The sequence below is a fragment of the Dactylosporangium sp. NPDC051541 genome (assembly GCF_044454505.1).
Taxonomy (GTDB): domain Bacteria; phylum Actinomycetota; class Actinomycetes; order Mycobacteriales; family Micromonosporaceae; genus Dactylosporangium.
The window spans coordinates 1-23132 of sequence record NZ_JBITDU010000014.1 but is presented as its reverse complement, the minus strand read 5'-3'; the positions used below and the strand labels follow the sequence as shown (position 1 = coordinate 23132).

Sequence of the window (23132 nt, the reverse complement as noted above, 5' to 3'; positions counted from 1 at the left end):
CACTGCTGCTCGGCGGTCATCGTGCCGCGCTCGGGCCGGCGCACCATGATCGGGAAAGCGTGGAAGCGGGTGAGAACGTATCGGCCTTGCACAAGATTCCCACCGTGCGTGCGGTCGACGACGTGCACGAGCGCGGACCGCTGCGGCGAACCGGGCGTCGGCGGTGGCATGGCACCGAAGCGTACCGCGGAGGCGACTCGGCGGTATCGGGACGGCGACTGCTGAACCCGGTTGTCGGCCCGCGCAGGGTGATCAAGCAAGGCGCGCACGCATGGCCGCGAAGCGCGCGACGCCGGCTACCTGCCGTCCGGTTGCGCGCCGTGCGATGTCCTCGGCCGCCGCCGGCAGCTCCGGCGCGAGTGTCGCGCGGGCGCCCAGCACCTCAAGGCCGACAAGGCGTCTCACATCCCGTTTCGGCAACCACAGGGCTCAGTGCCTGGCCGGGCCGAGTTCCGGCCGCAGCGGCTGCCGATGGTGAAGCGCTGCTGGAGAGCTGGTGGCTGCAGGAGCGACGACCGAGCACTCGACCGTGGTTCGTTTCCGCGACGCCGCATGGATGTCTGGCCGGCACGTCCGCGGCCGGTCCACGGCGTCAGGTCTCGGCGGTCTGGAGCCGGCCTCGGCGTTGCTGCCGGATGCCGGCCAGGACCGTGGCCACGACCACCGCGCCGGTCAGGCCCAACGCTATCGGCGGTGGTAGCACGCCGGCGGCGCCGTCGATGACACCCACCGCGGCCACGACCGGCAAGGCGGCGGCCGGCCAGGGCCACGCGGCGCGCCAGTGGCCGTTGGTGCCGGCCACCACGGCGGCGGTACCGGCCAGGAACAGACCCATGCCGCCGTGCAGCGCCCACGGGGCGCCGTCCCCGGGGTGGACGATGTACTCCTCGACACCCACCGCGAACACGGCCAAGCCCAGCGTCAGCGGCAGGTGGCCGTAGATGTAGGCGTCCGGGACCCAGCTCTCCTGCTCGTCGCCGTCGGACTCCAGGCGGCGCTTGCCCGCGGCGCCGCCCAGGTCGAAGTAGTTCCACCAGGTGGCGGCGATGGCCAGGAACGCGATCGCGGCCGGCCAGAGGGCCTCCGCGTGCCAGTCGGTCTCGTGGATGCCCGCGGCCAGGGACATGATGGACTCGCCCAGCACCAGCATGACGAACAGGCCGAAGCGTTCGGGGAGGTGCTCGACGTGCAGCGGTACCCCGCCGCCGAATCGTGTCGCCAGGATCGGGGCAACCGCTTCCGCGACGATGCCGGCCGCCCACAACGCGTAGCGGGCAGGGCCCTCGACGGCGATCGAGGCCGCCCACAGGGCCGCGCCGGCGCCGACGCCGGCCAGGTAGATGCGGATCGTGGCGCGGGCGTCGGCGACGTGCCGGTAGGCGCGGGCGTACAGGGCCAGGAGCAGCAGCCTCGTGCCCAGGTAGCAGAGCGCGAACGTGACCGCCTTCCCGCCGACCGCGTCGCGCGCGCTGGCCGCCATCCCGACCACGGCCGCCGCCGTGCCGAGCTTCGCCAGGCGGTAGATGACGTCGTTGGTGTCGAACCGGTTGGCGTACAGCGTCGTCGTGACCCACGACCACCACGTGACCGTGAACAGGCCCGCGAACGCCGCCGCGCCCGCCCACGTGAGGTCCTCGGCCAGCGCCGTCGCCAGCTCGGCCACGACGAGGAGGTAGGCGAGGTCGAAGAACAGCTCCAGCCGCGACGCCGACCGTTCCCCCTCTACTCGCAGCTCCGGGGGGCGGACCAGGGGCGCCGGGCGCTCGGGTTCATCGGCCATCCCCAACCGATGCCCCGCCGGGCCCGGTTCCATGCGCGGCCCGCGACTCGAGGTAGCGCTGCTCGGGGCGGCTGAGTGTGCGCCGGGCCGCCTGCCGGTACTGCTCCCGGGCCCCGGGCCGGTCGCCGGTCAGCTCCAGGAGGTGGGCCCGGACGGCGGCGGTGCGGTAGTGGCGGGCCAGGACCGGGTCGGCCGCGGCCGCCTCGAGGGCGGCCAGGGCGACGTGCGGGCCGTCGACCATGGCCAGGGCCACGATCCGGTTCAGGGTCACCATCGGGCTCGGGGCCAGGGCGCGCAGCATGCCGTAGAGGGCGAGGATCTGCGGCCAGTCGGTGTCCGCGGCCGCGGCGGCCTCGTCGTGGACCGCGGCGATCGCGGCCTGCAGCTGGAACGGGCCGATCGGGGCGCGGGCCAGAGTGCTGGTGATGATGGCGACACCCTCGTCGATGGCGGTCCGGTCCCAGCGGGCGCGGTCCTGGTCGGCCAGGGGGATCAGGCTGCCGTCGGAGCCGGTGCGGGCGGGGCGGCGGGCGTCGGTGAGCAGCATCAGCGCGAGGAGTCCGGCGGTCTCGCCGTCGTCGGGGCGGCGGCGGTACAGCTGCCGGGTCAGACGAATCGCCTCCCGGGTCAGCTCCACCCGATGGAGGGTGTCGCCGGAGCTGGCCGTGTAGCCCTCGTTGAAGATCAGGTAGAGGACGTGCCGGACGGCCGTGAGGCGGTCGCCGAGCTCGGCCGGGGCGGGCAGCTCGAACCTGGTGCCGGTGTCGCGGATGCGCTGCTTGGCCCGGCTGATCCGCTGGCCGACGGTGGCCTCCGGCAGCAGCAGGGCCCGGGCGATCTCCGCCGTCGTGAGACCGCCGACGGCCCGCAGGGTGAGGGTGATCTGCGCCGGGACGCTCAGCGCGGGATGGCAGCAGAGCAGCAGCAGCGCGAGTTCGTCGTCGCCGCGGACCTCCGGCGCCGGCTCGTGCCGCACGGCCTCCTCGCGCCGGCGCCGGGCGGTCTCGTTGCGCAGCAGCTCGACCCGGCGCCGGGCGGCCACCGTGATCAGCCAGTGCCGGGGCCGCTGCGGCACCCCGGTCTCCGGCCACTGCCGGGCCGCCGCGAGCAGCGCCTCCTGGACCGCGTCCTCGCAGGCCTCGAAGTCGCCGTAGCGGCGAACCACGGCCGCCAGGACTGGCGGCGCACACTCACGCAGCAGCTCCGGCAGCCCGGTCACAGGTCCCATGCGCTCATGTCCAGCACGGGCCGCACCTCGACCCGGGTGTACCTGGCGTCCGGGGCCTTCGCGGCCCACGCCACCGCCTCGTCGAGGTCGGCGACGTCGATCAGGTAGAAGCCGGCCAGGTGCTCCTTGACCTCGGCGAACGGCCCGTCGGAGGTGATCGTCCGGCCGTCGCGGACCGACACCTGGGTGGCGAGGGCGGGGTCGCCGAGCCCCTCGCTGGCCACCAGGACGCCGGCCTCGCGCATCTCGTCGGTGAGCCGCAGGTGGCCGCGGCCGAAGTCGGCGCGCTGCTGGTCGTCGAGCGTCTCCCAGACGGCCAGGGACTGCGGGTTGGACTGGATCAGGATCAGGTACTTCACGACTGTGCTCCATCCTCTGTTGCCCGTACGTCGAAAATTCTCTGTTGCCCGTATGTCGAAGCCGGGCCGGTCGGTTTCGACATCCCGGCATGGATGAGATCAGGAACGTCATCGAGGGCAAGGCCGCCCGGCTGGAGCAGGGCGACGCCGAGGCCATCCTGTCCTACTACGCGCCCACGTTCGTGGAGTTCACGCTGGCGCCGCCGCTGCAGCAGCCCGGCGACGGTCGCGACCCGGCGCCGCTCGCGGACTGGATCGCCACGTTCGCGGCCCCGCCGCGGCGGGAGGTCACCCGGCTGGAGATCACCACGGACGGTGACGTGGCGTTCGCGACCAGTCTCGACTGCCTGACCGCGGTGCCGCGCGGCGCGACCGAGAGCTTCAGCATGTGGTTCCGGGTGACGCTGGGTCTGCGCCGCATCGACGGACGGTGGCTCATCACGCACGAGCACGAGTCGGTACCGTTCGAGATGGACGGCTCGTTCCGCGCGTCGACGGGGCTGACGCCGGTCGGCTGAGCCGATCGGGCGCGGCCGCTCACGGGTGCGGTTTGGTTGCGGATGTTCGGGGCCGCGTTCCGGTGGACGATGACCAGGGCATGAGCGTACTGCGGCGGCTTGCGCGGCTCCTGCCGAGCGGGCGGCCGCTGCCGGAGCGGGAGTGGTGGGTCCGGCACCGCGCGATCCTGTGGATCCTCGCGGCCCAGATCGCCGGGCTGTTCGGGTTCGCGCTGGTGCGCGACGTCGGCGCGGGCGAGGCCGTCCTCGCGGTGATCCCGCTGCTGGTGGCCCTCGCGGCGGCCGGGCAGCCGGTGTTCTCGCGCAACGTGCGGGCCGCGGCGGCGACGCTCGGGCTGATGGGGACGTCGGCCGTGCTCGTGCAGTTCGGCCACGGCATGATCGAGATGCACTTCCACTTCTTCGTCATGCTCGTCGTGATCACGTTCTACCAGGAGTGGCGGGTCTTCCTGCTGGCCGCCGGGTTCGTCCTGGTCGAGCACGCGGTCGTCGGCGTGCTGTGGCCGCAGACCGTGTACAGCCACGCCGACGCCTGGCACCACCCGGTGCGCTGGGCCCTGGTCCACGCGGCGTTCATCACCGGCGCCGGCGCCGCGGCCGTCGTCAACTGGAGCTTCGCCGACCGGGCCCAGGACGGCGAGCGGCGCATCGCGGCCCGGCTGGCGTACGAGGCCGGGCACGACCCCCTGACCGGGGCGCTCAACCGGCGGGAGTTCGACCGGCAGCTGGCCGCCGTCGGCGCGGGCACCCACGCGCTTATCTGCCTCGACCTGGACCGGTTCAAGATCGTGAACGACAGCTGCGGGCACGCGGCCGGCGACACGCTGCTCTGCCAGGTCACCGACCTCATGCGCGACCAGCTGCACAGCGGCGACGTCCTCGCCCGCGTCGGCGGCGACGAGTTCGTCATCCTGCTGCCCAGCTGCACCGTCGAGCACGGGACCGCGGTCGCCGAACGCATCCGCAAGGCCGTCGCCGGGTACCGCTTCCCGTATCAGGGCCGCGTCTTCTCCGTCGGCGTCAGCGCGGGCGTCGCGGCGTTCACCGACACCGACGACCCCCAGGACGCCATGCGGGCCGCGGACGCCGCCTGCTACGCCGCCAAACACCACGGCCGCAACCGCGTGCACGTCGTGTCGAGCGGCGACGACCAGCTCGAATGGCAGCGCGACCAGGCACACTGGGCCGAGCGGCTGATGAACGCGATCAACCGTGACGACCTGGTCCTCTACTACCAGCCGATCGTGCCGGTCGGCGGGGCCGGCGCCGCGTCCGGGGCGTTCGGGGAGCTGCTGGTCCGGCTGCGCGGCGAGGACGGCGGGCTCATCGGGCCCGGGGTGTTCCTGCCGGCGGCGGAGCGGTACAACCTCATGACCTCGATCGACCGCTGGGTCATCGGAGCGACCCTGACCAGGCTCGCGGCCCGGTACCGCACCGGCGAACCCGGTCCGCTCGCCACCCGGTACGGCGCCGGCGAGACGTTCTCGATCAACCTCTCCGGCGCGTCCCTCGGCGACCCGCGGCTGCTCGACTACATCCGCGAGCAACTCGCCCGGCACCGCATCCCGCCGCACGTCATCTGCTTCGAGGTGACCGAGACGGTCGCCGTCGGCGACGTAGGGCGCGCGGTCGCGTTCATCGCCGAACTGCGCGACCTCGGCTGCCGGTTCGCCCTCGACGACTTCGGCAGCGGCCTGTCGGGCTTCACCTACCTCAAGCAGTTCCCGGTCGACTTCGTGAAGATCGACGGTACCTTCGTGCGCGGGATCGTCGCGGACCGCGTCGACCGGGCCATGGTCGAGTCCGTCAACCGGATCAGCCACGAGATGGGCCTGCAGACCATCGCCGAGTTCGTCGAGGACACGGTCGTGCTCGACGCGCTGTACGCGATCGGCGTCGACTACGCGCAGGGGTACGGCACCGGCATCCCCGTCCCCTTCGACGACTGGCTGGCCACCGCGCACGGCCCGGCCCGGCTCCTGTCGACCACCTGAAAGGCCCGCCGCCGGTATCGTGGAGTCGCCGGACGAGCGAGAGAGGCCACGCATGGCGCGCACTGATCAGGTGTCCCGGGTGCTCGCGGCCCCGGTCGAGCGGGTCTTCGCGGCGCTCGTCGACCCCGATGCGCTGACGTCCTGGCTGCCGCCGAGCGGGATGAGCGGGCGGTTCGAGCGGTTCGACGCCCGGCCCGGCGGGTCCTACCGGCTCGTGCTGACCTACGCCGACGCCTCCGCCGCGCCGGGCAAGACCACCGCCGACTCCGACGTCGTCGAGGCCCGGTTCGTCGAGCTGGTCCCGGGGGTGCGGGTGGTGCAGGCGGTCGACTTCGTCTCCGACGACCCCGCGCAGGCCGGCACGATGACGATGACGTGGGCGGTCGCGGCGGTGGAGGGCGGCACGCGGGTCGTGTTCCGGGCCGAGGACGTGCCGGCCGGTATCTCCGCCGAGGACCACGCCACCGGGATGCACTCCTCCCTGGCGAACCTCGCGGCGTACCTCGGGGCGTGAGCGATCAGGGCAGGACCTTGCGGAAGATAACCTCCTGGCGGGCGTAGCCCATCCGCCGCTCGTAGAACGGCACCGAGGTCGGATTGCTCAGGCCGGTCTCCAACGTGATGACCGCCGCGCCGCGATCGGCGGCCCACCGCTCCACCGCGGCCATCAGGGCGGTCCCGACGCCGGCCCGGCGGGCATCGTCCGCGACGGCCAGCACGCCGACGTGCACCCGGCGGCGGCCCAGGTCCCGCTGCAGCTGCCACCGGGCCGACGGCAGCGGTTCGTGCAGGCGCGCGGCCACCTCGCCGACGACCTCGCCGTCCACCTCGGCGACGAGCATCAGCACCGCCGGGTCGGCGGCGCCGCGTTCCCGGATGTCGTCGAGCCACTCGACGAGACCCTCCTCGTCCGGCTCCCGCGCCGCCTCCGGGTCGAGGTCCGCGAAGTATCGCCCGGCCTCCCGCCACAGCCGAGCCCGATCCACGCCATCATCGGCAGTCACCGCGCGCACCGTCACCGACATCCGCCCATTGTCGGCGAGGAGGGCCGCAACGACGACCGCTGCGGGGCGGAAGCGGGTGGGGGCCGGCCAGGCTGCCGGGTCGGCGGCTCGTACCCAGGACCCGGGGCCCGTTTTGGGGCGGGTCGCGGGTCCGGCGCGGCGGGTACGGCGTGCTCGGACCTCGGCGCCTGGCCGGCGCTTGTGGTGTTCGTGCTACCCCGTATGCCGTTCCATCCCGTTCCAAAGCAGACGCGGCTCACGAGGACCATTGGGTGAGCCGCCGTGGTCCTACCGGGTCGAGGGGCGGCTGGTCGTGCTCGACGTCATGGGGGACGTGCGCACGCTCGAGCTCAGGACTGGTTGAGGAACGTCAGCACGGCCAGGACCCGGCGGTTGCTGGAGTCGTCGTCGGCCAGGCCCAATTTGCCGAAGAGCGTCGTCGTGTACTTGCTGATGGCGCTCTCGCTCAAAAACAGCCGCTGACCGATGGCCTGGTTGGACAGGCCCTCCGCCATCAGGGAGAGGACCTCATGCTCCCGCGGGGTCAGGGACTCCAGGCGGCGGTTGGACGAGCCGCTCGACAGCAGCTTCGCGATCACGGCCGGGTCCATCGCCGTGCCGCCCTTGGCCACGCGTTCGAGGGCGTCGATGAACTGGTCGGCGTCGAAGACGCTCTCCTTGAGGAAGTAGCCGATGCCGCCCGCGCCGTCGGCGAGCAGTTCGCGGGCGTAGAGCTGCTCCACGTGCTGGGACAGGATGAGGATCGGCAGGCCGGGGACTTCGCGGCGGGCGGCGAGGGCGGCGCGCAGGCCCTCGTCGGACTGGCCCGGGGGCATCCGGACGTCGACGATCGCTACGTCCGGGCGGTGTGCGAGGAGCATGGCGAGCGTTTCGTCGCCGGTGGCGGCGGTGGCGACGACCTCGTGGCCGAACGCCTCGATGAGCCGCACCATGCCGTCGCGCAGCAGGTACAGGTCTTCGGCTACAACGATTCGCATGGCACCGTCATCCTCGCACGGGTCGGGCCGCCGGCCGGGCTGGTGACCTCCAAGGTGCCGTCGAACACGGCCAGCCGCCGCCGCAGCCCGTCGAGCCCGCCACCCGGAGCGACGCTGGCGCCGCCGCGGCCGTCGTCCTGGAGCTCGACGACGAGGTTGGTGTCGTCGCGGCTGATGGCGATCGTGGCGCGGCCGGCGTGGGCGTGTTTGACGGCGTTGGTGAGCAGTTCGGCGACCCCGAAGTACAGCGCGGACTCGATCGGCAAATCGAGTCGAAGCCGCCGCCGGCCGAGTGCGCTGCCGCCCACAGGGCCTGTGTCGCCTGACAGTCGAAGCTCGGTGTGGACGGTCGTCTCCAGGGGGCTGTCCATGGCGAACGCGCGGACGGCGTCGATGAGGCCGCGCTCGTGCAGCAGCGGCGGGCTGATCCCGCGGACCAGTTCCCGCAGCTCGCTCAGGGAGCTCGCGGCGCCGGTGCGGGCTTCACGCAGTACCGCCGCCGCTTTGTCCGGATCGGTTTTCATGAGGCGCTCGGCCGTCGCCAGGGACAGGCCGAGGGCGACGAGCCGGGCCTGGGCGCCGTCGTGCAGGTCGCGTTCGATGCGCCGGATCTCGGCGGCCTGCGCGACGGTCGTGTCGGCCCGCTGGGCGGTGAGCTCGTCGACGCGTTCGGCCAGCCGCATCGCCGGGGACGGGCGCAGGAACCGGACGGCGGCCGGCTCGGCGACCCGCCAGGCGAACGGCGCGGCCGCGGCGGCGACGGCGATCCCGGTCAGCCACCAGCCGCGCAGGACGACGGCGAGGACCAGCGCCGCACCGGGGACCGCGGCGACGAGCCCGGCGAACGGTATGACGGCCACGAAGAACAGGTCACGGCGCACGGCCGGGTCGGTGAGCCAGGTGCGCCACCGCTGCTCCTCCTGGGCGCGTTCGCGGGTCTTCGCGTAGGAGTGCCCGTTCCACCAGTACCCCGTCGACAGCTTCGTCACCGGCCCGGGCTCGCGGTAGCCGGCGGGGATGTCGGTGCCGCTGAACCGGCGGACGAGGGCGCGGAACAGGCGGCCGACCGGCCGGGTCAGCAGGAGGGTCAGGACCGCGGCCCACAGCAGCGGCGCGAACCACGACCACGGGCTGCCGCGCCACCAGCAGCACACGGTCGCCGCGCCCGCCCACACGGCCGGCACGAGCAGCGCGACGAACGCCACCGCACACGACCGCACGAACCCCGTCAAGATCTGCATGCCCTCTACTCTGCTCCTGCGCGGCCCGGGCGGGGAGTGGGGCCAGGCCCACTCGGTTGTACGCCCAGCCGGATACTGCGAAACGCGCTCCGTTCATAGCTTCATATCCATGCGCTTGTACTTTGTGGACACCCTGCGGGTCCTGCTCATCGCCCTGGTGGTCGTGCATCACGTGGCCGGCGTCTACAGCGGCCTCGACGCCTGGTACGTCACCGAGACCCCGACCAGCGACGGCGAGTCGCTGCTGCTGACCCTCTTCATGCTCGTCAATCAGGCCTGGTTCATGGGCGCCTTCTTCCTCCTGGCGGGCCTGTTCACCCCGGCCTCCTACGACCGCAAGGGTCCGCGCCGGTTCCTCCGCGACCGCCTGCTCCGCCTCGGCGTGCCGTTCCTGGTGTTCTACTTCGTCGTCAACCCGCTGCTGTGGCGGGACGTGCACGGGATCGGCTCCGGCCCGCTGTGGTTCGTGCTCGCCCTGCTGATCTTCGACGCCGGCTACGCCGCGTTCCGGTTCGCGACCCGCAATCGACCTGTCGTTGAAGAGCCAAAGCCACAGACGCCGCTGCGGTACCGCCCTGTGCTCCTCTTCATCGCCGGCCTGGCCCTGGCGACGTGGGCACTGCGGATCGTCATCCCGATCGGCTTCTGGGTCCCGGTCGTCGACTTCCCCACCGCCGCCTACCTTCCGCAGTACGTGAGCTTCTTCGTGGTCGGCATCGTCGCCGCGCGCCGCGGCTGGCTGGACTCGCTGCGGGCCCGCACCGGCTGGCTCGGCCTGGCCCTGGCGCTCGGCGGCACACTGGTCTTCTTCCCCCTCGCGCTGTCGGGTGGCCTGGAGGCGTGGCTGGGCCGCGGCACGGCCGGCTCGCTGTTCTACGCGCTGTGGGACTCGACGTTCGCGGTCGGCCTGGTCCTCGCCCTGCTGGTGCTGTTTCGGGCCCGGTTCAACCGCGAGCACCGGTACCTGTCCGGCCACGTCTTCACCGTCTATGTCATCCACGCCGTCGTCGTCACCGCGGCCGCCTGGGCGCTCACGACACTGGACTGGCCGTCGCTCGCCAAGTTTGCCCTGGGCGCCGCGGTCGCCGTCCCGGCCTGCTTCCTACTGGCCGGCCCGGTCCGCCGCATCCCCGGTGTCCGCCGGGTCCTCTGATCGAGCGCCGAGCGACTCGACCCGGTCGAGGAGGGCGCGCACGATGCCCTCCAGGACCATGTCGTCGTCGATGCCGGCCAGGAACTCGGTCGCGGCCGCGATGTTGGGGTAGCGCTGGGGTGGCAGCGACCGGTACTCCCGCGACCAGGCCGCCTCGTCACCCTCCCGGCTCTTCTCGTCCAGCGCCGCGTAGGCACTGCACATCGCGGCGTAGGAGAAGATGGTCTCGGAGAAGACGAGGTGCTGCATCGCCGCGTCGGCGTCGGACAGGCCGGCCTCGCGCAGGGCCCCGAGGACCGCCTCGACGGTCTGGAACTCGCCCGGCCGGCGGGTGGTGCGCAGGGCGACGATCGGGGCGATCGCCGGGTGGGCGACGAACAAGCGGACCGTCTGCCGGGCCAGCCACTCCAGGCGGGCCCGCCACGGCCGGTCGGCCGGGAGCGCCTCGACGGTCGCGGCGACGAGCCGGTCCGCGACCTCGAGGATGATCTCGTCCTTGTCCCGGAAGTGCCGGTAGATCGCAGTCGGGTCGGCGCCGAGCTCCTTGCCGAGGGCTCTGACGGTGAGCGCGTCGGCGCCGGCCGTGGCCGCGAGCCGGCTGGCCGCGTCGATGATCAGCTCGGGCGTCAGCGCGGCTCGGGTACGCAATCAGGGCTCCTGTCCGGTGCATCGGGTCGCTCCCTATCGTAAATCGGTTCGATTTCCTACGCGCACAGGGCGCGATCGATCAGGCGCCGCACCGCGACCCGGCGGCTTTCGGCGCCGGCCGGGCGCGAACTGGTGATGGTTGGTGGCGTGCGGTGACGGCAGGAACGGCCAGGCGCCGAGGGTGAGGGTGCGGTGCAGGCCGAGCGGGGCGATGATCCGGTCGCCGACCTCGCGGGTCCGGTCGCGGCCGGGCGCGAGCCGCTCGACCCGGTCGTCGAGGTGCAGGCGGCGCCCCCGTAGCTGGACAGGGCGAGTGCCTTTGGCACGGCCGCCAGGGGCACTTTGACGATCAGGTGGAGGACCGTCCGCCAGGCCGTGGGGCCTCGGGAGGTGACGAACGGTGTTGTCAACGCTGTTGACGACGTCGTTGACAACGGTGATGATGAGTGCATGCTCGCGCTTCGAGATGTGGCCATGACCCCGTACTGGCTCGACGACCCCGACCGCCCCGCCGCCCGCGCGCCGCTGACCGGCGAGCTGGAGTGCGACCTGGCGGTGATCGGCGGCGGGTACAGCGGGCTGTGGACGGCCCTCATCGCCAAGGAGCGCGACCCCGGCCTGGACGTCGTCCTCGTCGAAGGCGACCGGATCGGCCACGCCGCCTCCGGCCGCAACGGCGGGTTCTGCCAGGCCAGCCTCACCCACGGCCTCGGCAACGGCCTGCGCCGCTGGCCCGACGAGCTCGGCGAACTCGAACGACTCGGCGCCGAGAACCTCGCGGCGATCGAGGCGGCCCTGTCGCGGTACGACATCGACTGCCACTTCGAGCGGACCGGCGGACTCGACGTCGCCACCGCCCCGCACCACGTGGAGATGCTGCGCAAACACGCCACCGCGGCCCGCGCGCTCGGTGCCGACGTCGATTTCCTGGACGCCGGAGCGCTGCGCGACGAGATCGACTCGCCGGCCTTCCTGGCCGGTGTTTGGGATCGCGGGGGTACTGCCCTGCTGCACCCGGCCCGCCTCGCGTGGGGCCTCGCGGCGGCGGCCGAACGTCTCGGGGTGCGCGTGTTCGAGGGCAGTCAGGTCACCCGCCTGTCCCGGACCGGCGCCGGGATCACGCTGCGCACGCCGGGCGGGCGCCTGCGGGCCGCGAAGGTCGCCCTCGGCACCAACGTGTTCCCGTCGCTGCTGCGCCGCACCCGCCCCTACGTCGTCCCGGTGTACGACTACGCCCTGGTCACCGAGCCGCTGACGGCCGAGCAGCGGGCCGCGATCGGCTGGCAGCGCCGGCAGGGCCTGTCCGACTGCGGCAACCAGTTCCACTACTTCCGCCAGACCCGCGACCACCGGATCCTGTGGGGCGGCTACGACGCGGTGTATCACTTCGGCGGCCGCCTGCGCCCGTCCTACGAGCACCGCAAGGCGACCTACGAGCGGCTGGCGGCGCAGTTCTTCGCGACGTTCCCGCAGCTGGACGGGTTGCGGTTCACCCACGCCTGGGGCGGCGCGATCGACACGTGCACCCGGTTCTCGGCGTTCTTCGGCACCGCGCACCGGGGGCGGGTCGCGTACGCGGCCGGCTTCACGGGCCTCGGGGTCGGCGCCACCCGGTTCGGGGCCGAGGTCATGCTGGACCTGCTGGCCGGCGCCGAGACCGCGCGCACCCGCACCCGGATGGTCCGCGAACACCCACTGCCGTTCCCGCCGGAGCCGGTCCGCTGGGCCGGCGTCCAGCTGACCCGCCAGGCCATGATCAGCGCCGACGCCAACGAGGGCCGCCGCAATCTGTGGCTGCGCGCGATGGACCGGATCGGGTTCGGCTTCGACAGTTAGCCGTCCAGCATGACGATGTGCTTCTTGGCCGCGAACTCCTCCTCCGACAGCAGGCCCGACGCCCTCAGGTCGGCCAGCTGCTGGATCAGGGCGAGCCGGCCGGCCCACCCGGCGGGGTCGCGCTCGACCTGATCGAACTCGGCTCGCGTCAGCGCCCCGTCGATGACCAGCCGCAGCCGCCCCAGCTGGTCCAGGTGCTGCTCCGTCGAGGCCGGGCCGTCGCCGTCGTTCGCGGCGGCGCTCGGCTGCGGTTCGGCCCGGCCGCGCCGCTTCCGCACGAGCTTGAGCAGCGTGGGGACCCAGACGCCGAGGCCGAGCGGGAGGAAGATCGCGGCCATGATGGCGGCGCCGACCGCTGAGCCGGGGCCGAGGTCGGGCTGCGTGAGGAGCAGGAAGAGCAGGCCGAAGCCGCCGCCGGCGAACAGTGCCGTCCACACGATGGTCCCGGCGCCCGGCTTGGCCAGACCCTCCTTGCTCACGAACAGGCCGATGAACCACACGAACAGGCCGACCGGGAGGAAGACGCCCCACATCCCGGAGCCCGGCGGGCACTCGCGGGCGATCGCGTGGGGGCCGCCCGTCCCGCAGGTGCCGACGACGAGCAGGTGGTAGATGCCGCTCGCGAGCAGGGCGACGCCGCCGAGGCCGATCACCAGACTCAGCACTTCCCGCACACTGATCTTCAAGCCGGCCTCCGGGTCGCTCGCGAGATGGCGTACAGCGTGGCACCACCATCGTCGGCGGCCTATCCGGAAGCCGACGGAGAGCCGCTTGATCATGAGGGTGGCCGGCCTGGTTAGGATCGGAAGATGGTGATTGAGCGGGATGTCGTGGTTGGTGACGGGCGGGTGTTGCGGGCCTTCGACAGCGGCGGCGACGGGGCGGTGGTGTTCTGGCACCACGGCACGCCGCACACCGGGGCGTTCATCGCGCCGCTGCTGGCCGGTGCGGCTGCGCGCGGGGTGCGGCTGGTGACGTACGCGCGGCCCGGGTACGGCGGGTCGACCGTCGTGCCGGGGCGGGATGTCGCGTCCGCGGCCGGTGACGCGGCGGCGGTGGCGGACGCCTTCGGCGTGGACGGGTTCGCGGTCATGGGGGCGTCCGGGGGCGGGCCGCATGCGCTCGCCTGCGCGGCGTTGCTCGGCGGGCGGGTCCGGGCGGCGGCCGTCTTCGCCGGCCTGGCGCCGTATGCGCACGAGGACGCCTGGTTCGCCGGGATGGCCGATGACAGGGCTCTGCGGGCCGCGCTCGAAGGGCGGGCGGCTCGGCTGGAGCAGGCGGCACACGCGGAGTTCAACCCGGCGGTGTTCACCGACGCGGACTGGGCGACCCTCGACGGGGACTGGGGTGCGCTCGGCCAGGATGCCGGGCGGGCGGCCGCCTTCGGGCCGGACGGGCAGGTCGACGACGACATCGCGTACGTCTCGGGGTGGGGCTTCGACCCGGCCGACGTCGCGGTACCGGTGCTGATCGTGCACGGGGACCAGGACCGGATGGTGCCCGTCTGGCATGGCTCGCGGCTCGCGGGCCTGGTGCCCGGCGCGGTCCGGTGGGAGCGGCCCGACGACGGGCACGTTTCGGTGATGAGCGCCTACGGTGACGCGCTGGACTGGCTCGCCGCTCGTTGAGCTGCGGCGCCGGCCGGGGGAGGGGCGGCCCGGCGACGGTGATGGGCGGCCCGAAGGGGTGCAGACGGTGCACCGCGCGGCCGCGATCGACCATGGCGACCCGGCGTGGGCCGCGTTCGTCGTCGCGCACGAGCTCGAACGGTGGGGGTGGCTGTCATGGGAGCACCGGTTCGAGGTGCAGCCACGTCGCCAGGGCCTGGATCTCGCGGTGGACGGCGGCCCGGACGGGTTTCGGGAACGGGGTGTCCTCGTGGATCGCCGTGACGCGGAGTTCGCCCTCGCGGTGTTCGGCGGCGGCGTCGAGCTTGCCGATCAGGCGGTCGCCGTGCAGGATCGGCAGCGCCCAATAGCCCCATCTGCGCTTCGCGGCCGGCTTGAACATCTCCAGCTGGTAGTCGAACTCGAACAGGTCCGCCATCCGCTTGCGGTCGTAGACCAGACCGTCCAAAGGGGACAACAGGACAGTACCACCGCGGAATTTCTGGTCTAAAATTACGGGGTCCACGCGCCACTGGCCGCGGACGCCCTCCACCACGGCCGGGTCGCCGGCGTCCGTCCCGCGCATGATGCCCAAGGCGCGCAGGCGGCGCTCGGCACGGATCCGGCGGGCCTCTTCGAGCGGGACGACCTCGTCGGGGTAGATGCGGTCGGCCAGGTCCCACAGGCGTTCGCGGCCGCGCCAGCCGGCGGCGGCGACCTCACCGCGGTGGACCAGTGCGCCGAGCATCCGGCCCACGTTACGGTTGTCCGACCAGCCGGACGAGCGCCAGCTGACCACGCACGTGTCCGGCAGTTCCGCCGCGGTCAGCGGGCCGTCGGCGCGCAGGCGGGCCAGGATGTCCAGGCGGCAGCCGGTGTTCGCCTCCACCCACACCGCGAGGCCCCGATGGTCGTGCTCGCCGGGCCACTGCGCCATCTCGGCCCGATACAGCGCCAGGTCCGCCGGCACGTGGATCATGCCGTGCAGCTCCAGCAGGGCCTGCTCATCGAGGGCGTCGCGCAGGTCGGCCGGGTCGTACCCGTTGCCGAGGCGGCCCCACAGCACCAGGTCGGCGGAGCGGGCGACGTGCGCGGCCGGATCGTTCTGCACCGCCGTCAGGTGCCGCACGACGTCGAACAGGTCCGTCGGTCGCGGCGCGGCCAGCAGTTGCGCGCGCACGGCCAGCCGGCGGGCGTCGGCTCGGGACAGGTGGTGCATCCGGCGAGCCTAGACGAGCAGTTCTACCGGGCGTCCTTCTTCGCCTTGATCAGCGACGCGGCCGTGGTCACGGTGAGCGTGCCGACGATGACGGCCAGGGACAGCGGGATGCCGATGTGCGGGGCCCAGCCGACCGGTTCGCCGCCGTTGACGAACGTCAGGTTGTTCATCTCGAGCGCCTCCAGGAACAGTTTCACGCCGATGAAGGCCAGGATGACGGCCAGACCCAGCGAGAGGTACGCGAGCCGGTTGAGCAGGCCGCCGATGAGGAAGTACAGCTGCCGCAGACCCATCAGGGCGAACACGTTGGCGGTGAAGACGAGGTACGGCTCCGACGTGAGCCCGAAGACGGCGGGGATCGAGTCAAGGGCGAAGATGAGGTCGGTGGTGCCGATCGCGACCAGGACCACGACCGTCGGCGACAGCACCCGGCGCGACCAGCGCACCAGGGGGTTCTCCTTGAAGTCGTCCCCGCCGCCGGGCTCGCCCTGGGTCAGCATCTTCACCGCGGTGTAGACCAGGAACAGGCTGAACAGGTAGAACACCCACGAGAAGCGCCCGATCGCGGCGGCGCCGGCGGCGATGAACCCTCCCCGCAGCACCAGGGCGAGCATGATGCCGACCATGAGCACCCGCTGCTGCTGCGCCCGCGGTACCCGGAACCGGGCCATGATGATCACGAACACGATGAGGTTGTCGGCGGACAGGCTGTATTCGGTGAGCCAACCGGCGTAGAAGGCGCCGGCCTGGTCCCGCCCCCACATCGACAGGATGAACAGCCCGAACAGCAGCGCGAGGGTGATGTAGACGCCGACCCAGATCCCGGACTCGCGCATCGACGGCTCATGCGGCCGCCGGGCCACGAGCACCAGGTCGAGCAGCACCATGGCGCCCAGACCACCCAGGGTCGCCGCCCATCCCCACCCCGTGACGGTCACGGCAAGGAAGCCTAACAGCGCCCCGGGACCACAGCTCAGGCACCGACCCGCCGCCCGTCGCAACAAATCAATCTTCCGCCGCAGGCGCCACGAATCGTTACCACCGAATGCCGACCACGACGAGCCCGGCACCGAACAACGGACCCCGGCCAACGATCGGGCGACCAAATTGCGGTCCGGACCACACTACTCCGGTAGTTACCATCGGCCGAGCTCACATTTGCGGTGCCCCTCCGGCCGGGGAGCGGGGAAGCCGGCTGAAAAATGGGTAATGCGCATGATCTTCAGGTTTGCGATAATGAATACATGCGGGGGCAGATGAGTCTTCTCGGCAAGAGTGAAGTGGCGGCGATGCGCGATCCGACGCGGTCGCGAAAATACAGTCCGTTGGTTGAAGCGTTTCGCCGTGAGCATAAAGAACAGCGCGACTGGGGGTTGGAGCGGCGGCACTCGGCCAAACTTCGTCGGACCTTCGGGAGTAACGTGCCGGTGACCAAAGAGGAGTGGCTGCGGGTTTGGGCGGCTCGGCGGGCTCAGGTTGCGCCGGCGCCAGGACCGGTCGCAGCGCCGGAGCCGGTCGGAGCGCTGGAGGCGGTCGCAGCGCCGGAGCCGGTCGGAGCGCTGGAGGCGGTCGCAGCGCCGGAACCGGTCGGAGCGCTGGAGCCGGTCGGAGAGCTGGAGGCGGTCGAGGAGCGTACGCCCGTTGCCGAAGGTGGACGGGAAAAGAGTCGGCGGTGTTGCGTGGTTTCGCGTCCGATGTATTCCGGTCGGAGGGGCACCGCAAATGTGAGCTCGGCCGAGGGGTGCTACCGGAGTAGTGTGGTGCGGACCGTAATTTGGCCGCCCGATCGGTGGCAGGGTTCGTTGTTTGGTCCGGGTCCGTCGTGGTCGGCATTCGGTGGTAGCGATTCGTGGCGCCTGCGGCGGGGAAAAGAGCTTGGGAGTGGGAGTGGGGGTGGTGGGGGTGGGGGCGGGAGTGGGGGTTCTTGGTTTATGTGCGGGATTCGTAAGCGGCTCGGCTGGCTTCGATGTTCGGGACGTTTTGTATTGCCCAGTCGGCTAAGGCTAGGGCTGGGGGTAGAAGGCTTTTGCCTGTTGTTGTGAGGCTGTATTCGACGCGTGGGGGGACTTCGGCGTGGACGGTGCGCGCTACCAGGCCGTCGCGTTCCAGGTTGCGCAGGGTCAGGGTGAGCATGCGTTGGGAGATGCCCGGGATCTGGTGTTGCAGGTCGGTGAAGCGGACCGTGCTCTGGTCGAGGGTGGCGACGATCAGGAGGGTCCACTTGTTGCAGATGCGGTCGAGGATGGCGCGGATCGTGCGGCCGCCGTCGCCGCGGATCAGGCAGGTGTGTTCGTAGTCGGACATGACCATCCCTTGTGCCTCACGCACACGCGTGTGCCTTTTGTACGGGCCCCGACAGTGTCGCATCATGGGGTCCCTTACTTGTAGTAACCATCCTGGTGGAGGGCCCTGGTCATGGAGATCGCCTACTGGATCGTCGCGGGACTGCTGGCGCTGTTCTACGTGTACGCCGGGGGGAAGAAGGCCGTGCAGAGCCGGGAGCAGCTGCTGCCGATGATGGGGTGGGTCGACCGGATGCCGATGCCGGCCGTGCGGGCGATCGGCGTGCTCGAGCTGCTCGGCGCGGTCGGGCTCATCCTGCCGCCGGCCACCGGGGTCGCGCCCTGGCTGGCCGTCGCCGCGGCCGTCGGGCTGGTCCTCGTCCAGGTCGGCGGCATCGTCACGCACCTGTCCCGCGGGGAGGCGCGGCTCATCGGGCTGAACATCGGGCTGCTGATCGCCGCGGCCGTCCTGGTGTGGCTGGGCACGGTCTGGGTCTGACTTGTGCAGCGACTGGCACTGTTCGACCTGGACAACACGCTCATCGACCGTGACGAGGCCTTCGCTCGCTGGGCGGCCGAGTTCGCCGGAGCACACGATCTGCCGGCGGACGCTTCGGGCTGGCTGATCCGGCGGGACAACGGCGGCGGAACGGCCCGCGACCGCTTCTTCGCGGACGTGCGCGCACAGTTCGGATTGGAAGAGCCGACAGAAGAGCTTTGGCGGGGGTACCGCGAAACAATGCCCTGGCACGTCAACGTCCGTCCCGAAGTCCTGGCGCTGCTCGAAGACCTCCGGCGGCAGGGGTGGCGGCTCGCGATCGCCACCAACGGGCGGGCCGACAACCAGCTCGGGAAGATCCGCCGCACCGGGCTGGCCGCGGCCGTCGACGGGTGGGCCGTCTCCGGCGCGCTCGGTGTCCGCAAGCCGGACCGGGCCCTGTTCGCGGCGGCCGCCGCGGCGTGCGGGCTGAGCATCGACGGCGGTGGCTGGATGGTCGGCGACAACCCGGACCACGACATCGCCGGGGGCCGGGCGGCGGGTCTGCGCACGATCTGGATCAGCCGCGGCCGGGCGTGGGCCGGTGGCGAACCGGGGCCCGACCACACCTGCGCGGCGGTGGAGGCGGCGGCCGGCCTCATCGTCGACTAAGGTCTGTTTGGTAATCCCAGGTTTTGGGTCTGGGTTAGGCAACAGTCCGGTTCGTGGTCCTCGTCGTTCCGGTGTGGTCCCGCACGGGGTGTGGGGGTGGTCCGGGGTTGTCGGGGTCACCGTGCCGGTATTTCGCCGAGCACGCCGGCACCGGCCGGGTTGGCTGGTGCTGCGTTGCGGCCGCGGTCCGCCAGTGTTGTGCTGGTGGGGGCGGTGGTGTCCGGTTGACTCGGTCCGGGCTCCTTGCAGCCCGTGGTTGATGGCGGCCACCCCGTAGGTGGCCAAGGTGTGGTGGGCGGCGTCCCAGTCGATCCGCGCCGACCCGGGGTCGCCGGGTTCGGTCAGGACGGTGTGGGCGCCGATGAGGGCGGCGGTGAGGTCCCGGTCGCCGGTCAGGCCGCAGGCCGGGCAGTGGTGCCGGCGGTGGCGCACATGTTTGGGGACGCGGGTGCCGCAGAGGCAGTGCTGGGTCCAGGCGGTGTGCCGGGTCCCGGCCCGCTGCAGCCCGCCACCTCCGGCAACTTTGGCGACCTCGGTGGTTTCGTGGTTGATCGCGTGGAGCAGCATGCCGGGGGTGAAGGCGTGGATGCCGCGGCCCCACCGCCGCGCCCAGGTGCTGAGATCGCAGTCCTCGACGGTCAGGTGTGGGCCGTGGACGGCGACGATGCGGGCGGCGGCGGTGCGGGCGCGGGTGTGCCCGGCTTGGGTGCGGGCCGCGCCATCGGCGGCCATGTGCGCACGTAAGTGCCGGTACCCATTGGACAGGGTGTTGCTGCGGTAGGCCTGCCGCGGGATTCCGGCCGCGTTCGCCAGTCGTGGCCCGCCTGGGTGGTCACGGTGACGGGTGGCAGACCCGCCGCGTGGCGGCGGTCGGCGCGACGTTGCTGGCGCGGTGAGAGCCGGTACTGGCCGGGATTGCCGGCGCGGCGGGAGCGGTCCAGGGCCCGGTTGCATCGTCGCTGCCGCAACTGCTGCGCCGCCAGCCGCTCCCGGTCAGCACCAGGCTTGGCAAGGTAGGTGGCCACGAGCCCGGCCGGGCCGGACGGGTCGGTGGGGACGGAGACGACGGCGAGGTTGCCACACCCCGTCGGCCAAATGCATCGCCAGAGCCTTGGTCAGATACCGGCGTAAATGCGGGGCCGCGTCCACATGCCGGTACGCGGCGCGTTCCAGCCCGCCCCGCGTCAACCCGACCCGTTCCCGCACCGCCACCGGACCGGACGCAGCCGGACCGGGCGCGGCCGACCCGGCGAGCGTGCGACGGTACGCGGCCAGCCGCGCCACCGCATCACGCTGCACCGCCCGGCGCACCCGAAACCCGGCCGCGAACACCCCCTCCAGATGCCGCCGCACCCGTGGATCGTGGACATCCAACGGCAGCCGCAACACCGAGCGGGGACCGTCGTAGCGCCACGACACACCCCGGCCCGGCCCGCGCCGCCGCACTATGCCGTCCGCCATGCGCATCACCGTAGAGCCACAAGGCCCCACGGTCAAATCGATCCGGACACCACATCACCGATTGCCGCTACGGGCCCTTGTGGGCAGCGACGATCGCGAATTATCAACACGCCTTAGCGCTCCTAACACAATGATCGATGCTGGTCCGCGTTGGTGCGATCGATGATCTAGAGTGACGCTTCGTGCGCAAGGGCGAGCGGCTGCCATGGATGGTGCCGGACGGGTTGTGGGAACGCGCACAACCGAACCGACGAGATCCGGCAGGCGCTGGCCGCCACTGTGGCACAAGCGCAGCCCATCCAGTGAACCCGTGACGAGGACTGTCCAGTGGGCGCTTCAGACATCGCATCGCCGGCAGCTGGGCCGGATCGACCGGGTGGCGTCGCGGCGGAGGGCATCGGCGGGTGTTGCCCGGGACGGGTGTCCCGGGCAACGAACGCTCAGCCCCTCGGCGGGACCGTCTTCGGGAGGGTCACGTCCAGCTGGTTGGAGAACCCGGACGTGCTGTGCTCCGGGTCCTGGGCCAGCGCCTGGACGGTCAGGTGGAGCGTAGAGCCGGCTCTGATGCAGTCGACGTACACGAGATCCCGGACGGTCCGGCTCGTCTTGGTCGTCGCCGTCAGGTAGCTGCGCTCGCCGGTGACCGGGTTGGTGTTGTACAGGACGTAGGAGAACAGCGAGCTGGACACCGAGGCGTCCCAGGCGATGCTGTTGACCGAGCCGTCGACGAGCACCGCGCGCAGATTGCCCGGCGTTATCGGGGCGCCGGACGCAAAGGCCGGCGTCCCGGCCAGCATGACCAGCGCCGAGGCCGCCGTCGCCAGCACACCGCCGCGTATCAGCTTGCGGTGGCCCCGGGTCGTCAGTGGGTTGGTTTCCGACATGTTGGAGTCCCTTCGTGAGAACGGGTTGCCCGAGTGTCGCCGCCGGAGGTGGAATGGGCGTGGAATCCGTCGCTCAGACGGGCCTGTGCACGCCGCCGGCGAGGGTGTCGACGGTGCTCAGCAGGTACCGCATGACCCTGCGCCCCATCTCCGGCGCTACCCGTTGTCGCACATCGCTCTCCCGCCACCAGGGTTCCCACTTCACAGGCGTTCCATCCCGTTCCCACGCGGTTCCATCACAGCTGGTGAAACTCAGCGATGCCGCCGCCCCAACACTTCCCCCGGCTGGGGCGGCCCATCAGTGCGCAGTGCAACGGCAAGTTCTGTCGGATCGCAGCAGCGACCTCGTCATTGGAAGCGAATCAGTGTCCGACTCGACCGGCGCGCAAGTCTCCGCGCTCATCAACCAGATCCACCGGCTCGAACACGACATCGGCGCCACCCTGATCAACCGCGGCACCGTCACCACGCCGATGACCCCCACCACCCGCGGCGCGCAACTGTTGCAAGCACTGGGTCGCCCCGACATCCACGCCCTCGTCGAGCACCACGGTCAACCACCACACGGCTGGAAACCCGACGAGCCTCGCCGCAGCCAACTCCGGACCGGCCGCCAGTGCCGGAGCTGAGCCCACCGAGCCGGCATGCACCCCGGACCGGCCCCGCGCTGCCCGGCTCACCAGCCCTCATCGGGCATCTGCACCGCCTCGAAACCGACCTCGGTCAACCGCTCGACCACCGCCAACGGCCAAACCACAACGCCCCGCGCAACTCGGTGCCGCACTACTGCAAACCCCGGACATTCGGACCCTGCACGTCAGCCGGGCCACAGGCTCATGAACGCTTCGTGGACGTCGTCGCGGACTTCCCAGCGCACGCGGAGTCGGCGGAACCAGTGCAGCAGCGCGATGGTGCGTTCGACGACCCAGCGGTGCACGCCGAGTCCGGAGCCGTGTGCGACGCCGCGGCGGGCGATGTGTGGGGTGATGCCCTTCGCACGGACCCGTTCGCGGTAGATGTCGAAGTCGTAGGCCCGGTCGGCGTAGATCTGCTTCGGTCGCCGGCGGGGCCGCCCGACCCTGCCGCGCACTGGTGGTACGGCGTCGATCAGCGGCATCAGCTGGGTCACGTCGTGGCGGTTGCCGCCGGTGAGGGAGATCGCCAGCGGGATGCCCGTGCCGTCGGTGATGACGTGGTGTTTCGAGCCGGTCCGGGCGCGATCGACCGGGCTCGGGCCGATTTTGGGCCGCCCTTCATGGCCCGCACGTGTGAGCCGTCGATCACCGCCTTGGACCAGTCCAGCTGGTCCGCGGCGTGTAACTCGGCCAGCAGTAACTCATGCAACCGCTGCCAAACGCCGGCCTCCTGCCACTCGGCGAGCCGCCGCCAGCAGGTCATCCCGGAGCCGAACCCGAGCTCCTGGGGCAGGAACTCCCACGGGATCGCGGTGTACAACACGAACAGGATCCCGCACAGCACCTGCCGATCCGGCAACCGCTTACGCCCCGGATAGCGGAAGTTGCGCTCCTGCACCGGCAGCAGCGGCTCGATCCGTTCCCACAACCCGTCCGGCACCATCCATGGCAGCCGCTCGCCCTTGCGCACGAAGCGCCACTCTAGATCATCGATCGCACCAACGCGGACCAGCATCGATCATTGTGTTAGGAGCTCTTAGTACTGCAACGGCGGGTCGTGTCCTACGGCGGTTCGAGTCGTTTGCGGTAATGAGCGGCTCGGGCCTGTGCTTGCCTGCGTCTACGCCATCGTGAC

At 71.6% G+C, this 23132-nt stretch carries 23 protein-coding genes; 10 read left to right on the top strand and 13 right to left on the bottom strand.

The window, feature by feature from the left end; translation table 11 throughout:
• Positions 1 to 592: 592 nt before the first annotated feature.
• The 3 genes from ACIA8L_RS42995 to ACIA8L_RS42985 are packed head-to-tail and all read right to left on the bottom strand — an operon-like array spanning position 593 to position 3367.
• The gene (locus ACIA8L_RS42995; RefSeq protein WP_395913911.1) at positions 593 to 1780 is read right to left on the bottom strand and encodes a low temperature requirement protein A; all 1188 of its coding nucleotides are present in this window, start codon (positions 1778 to 1780) and stop codon (positions 593 to 595) included.
• The gene (locus ACIA8L_RS42990; protein ID WP_395913909.1) at positions 1770 to 3008 is read right to left on the bottom strand and encodes an RNA polymerase sigma factor; all 1239 of its coding nucleotides are present in this window, start codon (positions 3006 to 3008) and stop codon (positions 1770 to 1772) included. Before ACIA8L_RS42990 ends, ACIA8L_RS42995 begins: the two co-directional genes overlap by 11 nt.
• Complete coding sequence (locus ACIA8L_RS42985; protein WP_395913907.1) at positions 2996 to 3367, bottom strand: YciI family protein; 372 nt, start codon at positions 3365 to 3367, stop codon at positions 2996 to 2998. The genes ACIA8L_RS42990 and ACIA8L_RS42985 overlap by 13 nt, the downstream gene beginning before the upstream one ends.
• An 89-nt stretch (positions 3368 to 3456) precedes the next feature.
• On the opposite strand from ACIA8L_RS42985, the gene ACIA8L_RS42980 reads away from it, so the two are divergent.
• The 3 genes from ACIA8L_RS42980 to ACIA8L_RS42970 all read left to right on the top strand — a co-directional run bounded on the left by ACIA8L_RS42980 (position 3457) and on the right by ACIA8L_RS42970 (position 6393).
• Complete coding sequence (locus ACIA8L_RS42980; protein ID WP_395913905.1) at positions 3457 to 3885, top strand: YybH family protein; 429 nt, start codon at positions 3457 to 3459, stop codon at positions 3883 to 3885.
• Positions 3886 to 3965: 80 nt separating this feature from the next.
• The gene (locus ACIA8L_RS42975; protein ID WP_395913903.1) at positions 3966 to 5879 is read left to right on the top strand and encodes a putative bifunctional diguanylate cyclase/phosphodiesterase; all 1914 of its coding nucleotides are present in this window, start codon (positions 3966 to 3968) and stop codon (positions 5877 to 5879) included.
• Positions 5880 to 5931: 52 nt separating this feature from the next.
• Positions 5932 to 6393 carry an SRPBCC family protein gene (locus tag ACIA8L_RS42970; protein WP_395913901.1) on the top strand — a complete coding sequence of 154 codons (462 nt, stop codon included), beginning with the start codon at positions 5932 to 5934 and terminating at the stop codon, positions 6391 to 6393.
• A 4-nt stretch (positions 6394 to 6397) separates the two neighbouring features.
• On the opposite strand, the gene ACIA8L_RS42965 is transcribed toward ACIA8L_RS42970, so the two are convergent.
• The 3 genes from ACIA8L_RS42965 to ACIA8L_RS42955 all read right to left on the bottom strand — a co-directional run bounded on the left by ACIA8L_RS42965 (position 6398) and on the right by ACIA8L_RS42955 (position 9122).
• Complete coding sequence (locus ACIA8L_RS42965; RefSeq protein WP_395913900.1) at positions 6398 to 6883, bottom strand: GNAT family N-acetyltransferase; 486 nt, start codon at positions 6881 to 6883, stop codon at positions 6398 to 6400.
• Between the two features lie 350 nt (positions 6884 to 7233).
• Positions 7234 to 7881: a response regulator gene (locus ACIA8L_RS42960; RefSeq protein ID WP_395913898.1), complete on the bottom strand. Its 648-nt coding sequence runs from the start codon at positions 7879 to 7881 to the stop codon at positions 7234 to 7236.
• Positions 7866 to 9122 (bottom strand): histidine kinase, encoded by a 1257-nt coding sequence (locus ACIA8L_RS42955; RefSeq protein WP_395913896.1) that lies wholly within the window; start codon positions 9120 to 9122, stop codon positions 7866 to 7868. The genes ACIA8L_RS42960 and ACIA8L_RS42955 overlap by 16 nt, the downstream gene beginning before the upstream one ends.
• 109 nt (positions 9123 to 9231) lie before the next feature.
• Here ACIA8L_RS42955 and ACIA8L_RS42950 point away from each other — a divergent pair, with 109 nt between their 5' ends.
• Positions 9232 to 10275, top strand: coding sequence for an acyltransferase family protein (locus tag ACIA8L_RS42950; protein WP_395913895.1), 1044 nt, complete (start codon positions 9232 to 9234; stop codon positions 10273 to 10275).
• Here the strand turns inward: ACIA8L_RS42950 and ACIA8L_RS42945 are convergent.
• Positions 10225 to 10923, bottom strand: coding sequence for a TetR/AcrR family transcriptional regulator (locus tag ACIA8L_RS42945; RefSeq protein WP_395913894.1), 699 nt, complete (start codon positions 10921 to 10923; stop codon positions 10225 to 10227). The genes ACIA8L_RS42950 and ACIA8L_RS42945 overlap by 51 nt on opposite strands.
• A gap of 450 nt (positions 10924 to 11373) precedes the next feature.
• On the opposite strand from ACIA8L_RS42945, the gene ACIA8L_RS42940 reads away from it, so the two are divergent.
• Positions 11374 to 12759, top strand: a complete 1386-nt coding sequence (locus tag ACIA8L_RS42940) for an NAD(P)/FAD-dependent oxidoreductase (RefSeq protein WP_395913893.1) — start codon at positions 11374 to 11376, stop codon at positions 12757 to 12759.
• Here ACIA8L_RS42940 and ACIA8L_RS42935 read toward each other — a convergent pair.
• Positions 12756 to 13445, bottom strand: a complete 690-nt coding sequence (locus ACIA8L_RS42935; RefSeq protein WP_395913892.1) for an SHOCT domain-containing protein — start codon at positions 13443 to 13445, stop codon at positions 12756 to 12758. The two genes, ACIA8L_RS42940 and ACIA8L_RS42935, sit on opposite strands and share 4 nt — an antisense overlap.
• Before the next feature lie 123 nt (positions 13446 to 13568).
• On the opposite strand from ACIA8L_RS42935, the gene ACIA8L_RS42930 reads away from it, so the two are divergent.
• Positions 13569 to 14387, top strand: a complete 819-nt coding sequence (locus ACIA8L_RS42930) for an alpha/beta fold hydrolase (RefSeq protein WP_395913891.1) — start codon at positions 13569 to 13571, stop codon at positions 14385 to 14387.
• Between the two features lie 154 nt (positions 14388 to 14541).
• Here ACIA8L_RS42930 and ACIA8L_RS42925 read toward each other — a convergent pair whose 3' ends face one another.
• The 3 genes from ACIA8L_RS42925 to ACIA8L_RS42915 all read right to left on the bottom strand — a co-directional run bounded on the left by ACIA8L_RS42925 (position 14542) and on the right by ACIA8L_RS42915 (position 17889).
• Positions 14542 to 15585: a DNA glycosylase AlkZ-like family protein gene (locus ACIA8L_RS42925; RefSeq protein WP_395913890.1), complete on the bottom strand. Its 1044-nt coding sequence runs from the start codon at positions 15583 to 15585 to the stop codon at positions 14542 to 14544.
• Between the two features lie 23 nt (positions 15586 to 15608).
• Complete coding sequence (locus ACIA8L_RS42920; protein ID WP_395913889.1) at positions 15609 to 16523, bottom strand: TerC family protein; 915 nt, start codon at positions 16521 to 16523, stop codon at positions 15609 to 15611.
• Between the two features lie 991 nt (positions 16524 to 17514).
• Entirely contained in the window at positions 17515 to 17889 is a 375-nt protein-coding gene (locus ACIA8L_RS42915) for a winged helix-turn-helix transcriptional regulator (RefSeq protein WP_395913888.1), read from the bottom strand.
• A gap of 111 nt (positions 17890 to 18000) precedes the next feature.
• Between ACIA8L_RS42915 and ACIA8L_RS42910 the strand changes: the two genes are divergently transcribed.
• The 3 genes from ACIA8L_RS42910 (at position 18001) to ACIA8L_RS42900 (ending at position 19761) form a co-directional block, all read left to right on the top strand.
• Positions 18001 to 18366 carry a DoxX family protein gene (locus ACIA8L_RS42910; protein WP_395913886.1) on the top strand — a complete coding sequence of 122 codons (366 nt, stop codon included), beginning with the start codon at positions 18001 to 18003 and terminating at the stop codon, positions 18364 to 18366.
• A 3-nt stretch (positions 18367 to 18369) separates the two neighbouring features.
• Positions 18370 to 19017 (top strand): HAD family hydrolase, encoded by a 648-nt coding sequence (locus ACIA8L_RS42905; protein WP_395913884.1) that lies wholly within the window; start codon positions 18370 to 18372, stop codon positions 19015 to 19017.
• A 351-nt stretch (positions 19018 to 19368) separates the two neighbouring features.
• Positions 19369 to 19761 carry a hypothetical protein gene (locus tag ACIA8L_RS42900; RefSeq protein ID WP_395913882.1) on the top strand — a complete coding sequence of 131 codons (393 nt, stop codon included), beginning with the start codon at positions 19369 to 19371 and terminating at the stop codon, positions 19759 to 19761.
• A 1157-nt stretch (positions 19762 to 20918) separates the two neighbouring features.
• On the opposite strand, the gene ACIA8L_RS42895 is transcribed toward ACIA8L_RS42900, so the two are convergent.
• The gene (locus tag ACIA8L_RS42895) at positions 20919 to 21362 is read right to left on the bottom strand and encodes a hypothetical protein (protein WP_395913880.1); all 444 of its coding nucleotides are present in this window, start codon (positions 21360 to 21362) and stop codon (positions 20919 to 20921) included.
• 245 nt (positions 21363 to 21607) lie between these two features.
• Here ACIA8L_RS42895 and ACIA8L_RS42890 point away from each other — a divergent pair, with 245 nt between their 5' ends.
• Entirely contained in the window at positions 21608 to 21991 is a 384-nt protein-coding gene (locus ACIA8L_RS42890) for a hypothetical protein (protein WP_395913878.1), read from the top strand.
• A 188-nt stretch (positions 21992 to 22179) separates the two neighbouring features.
• Here the strand turns inward: ACIA8L_RS42890 and ACIA8L_RS42885 are convergent.
• Positions 22180 to 22940, bottom strand: a protein-coding gene (locus tag ACIA8L_RS42885; RefSeq protein ID WP_395914308.1) for an IS5 family transposase whose coding sequence is annotated in 2 segments (ribosomal slippage) — positions 22180 to 22607 and positions 22607 to 22940 — 762 coding nt in all. Because the reading frame shifts where the segments join, the coding sequence is not laid out codon by codon here.
• Positions 22941 to 23132 lie beyond the last annotated feature (192 nt).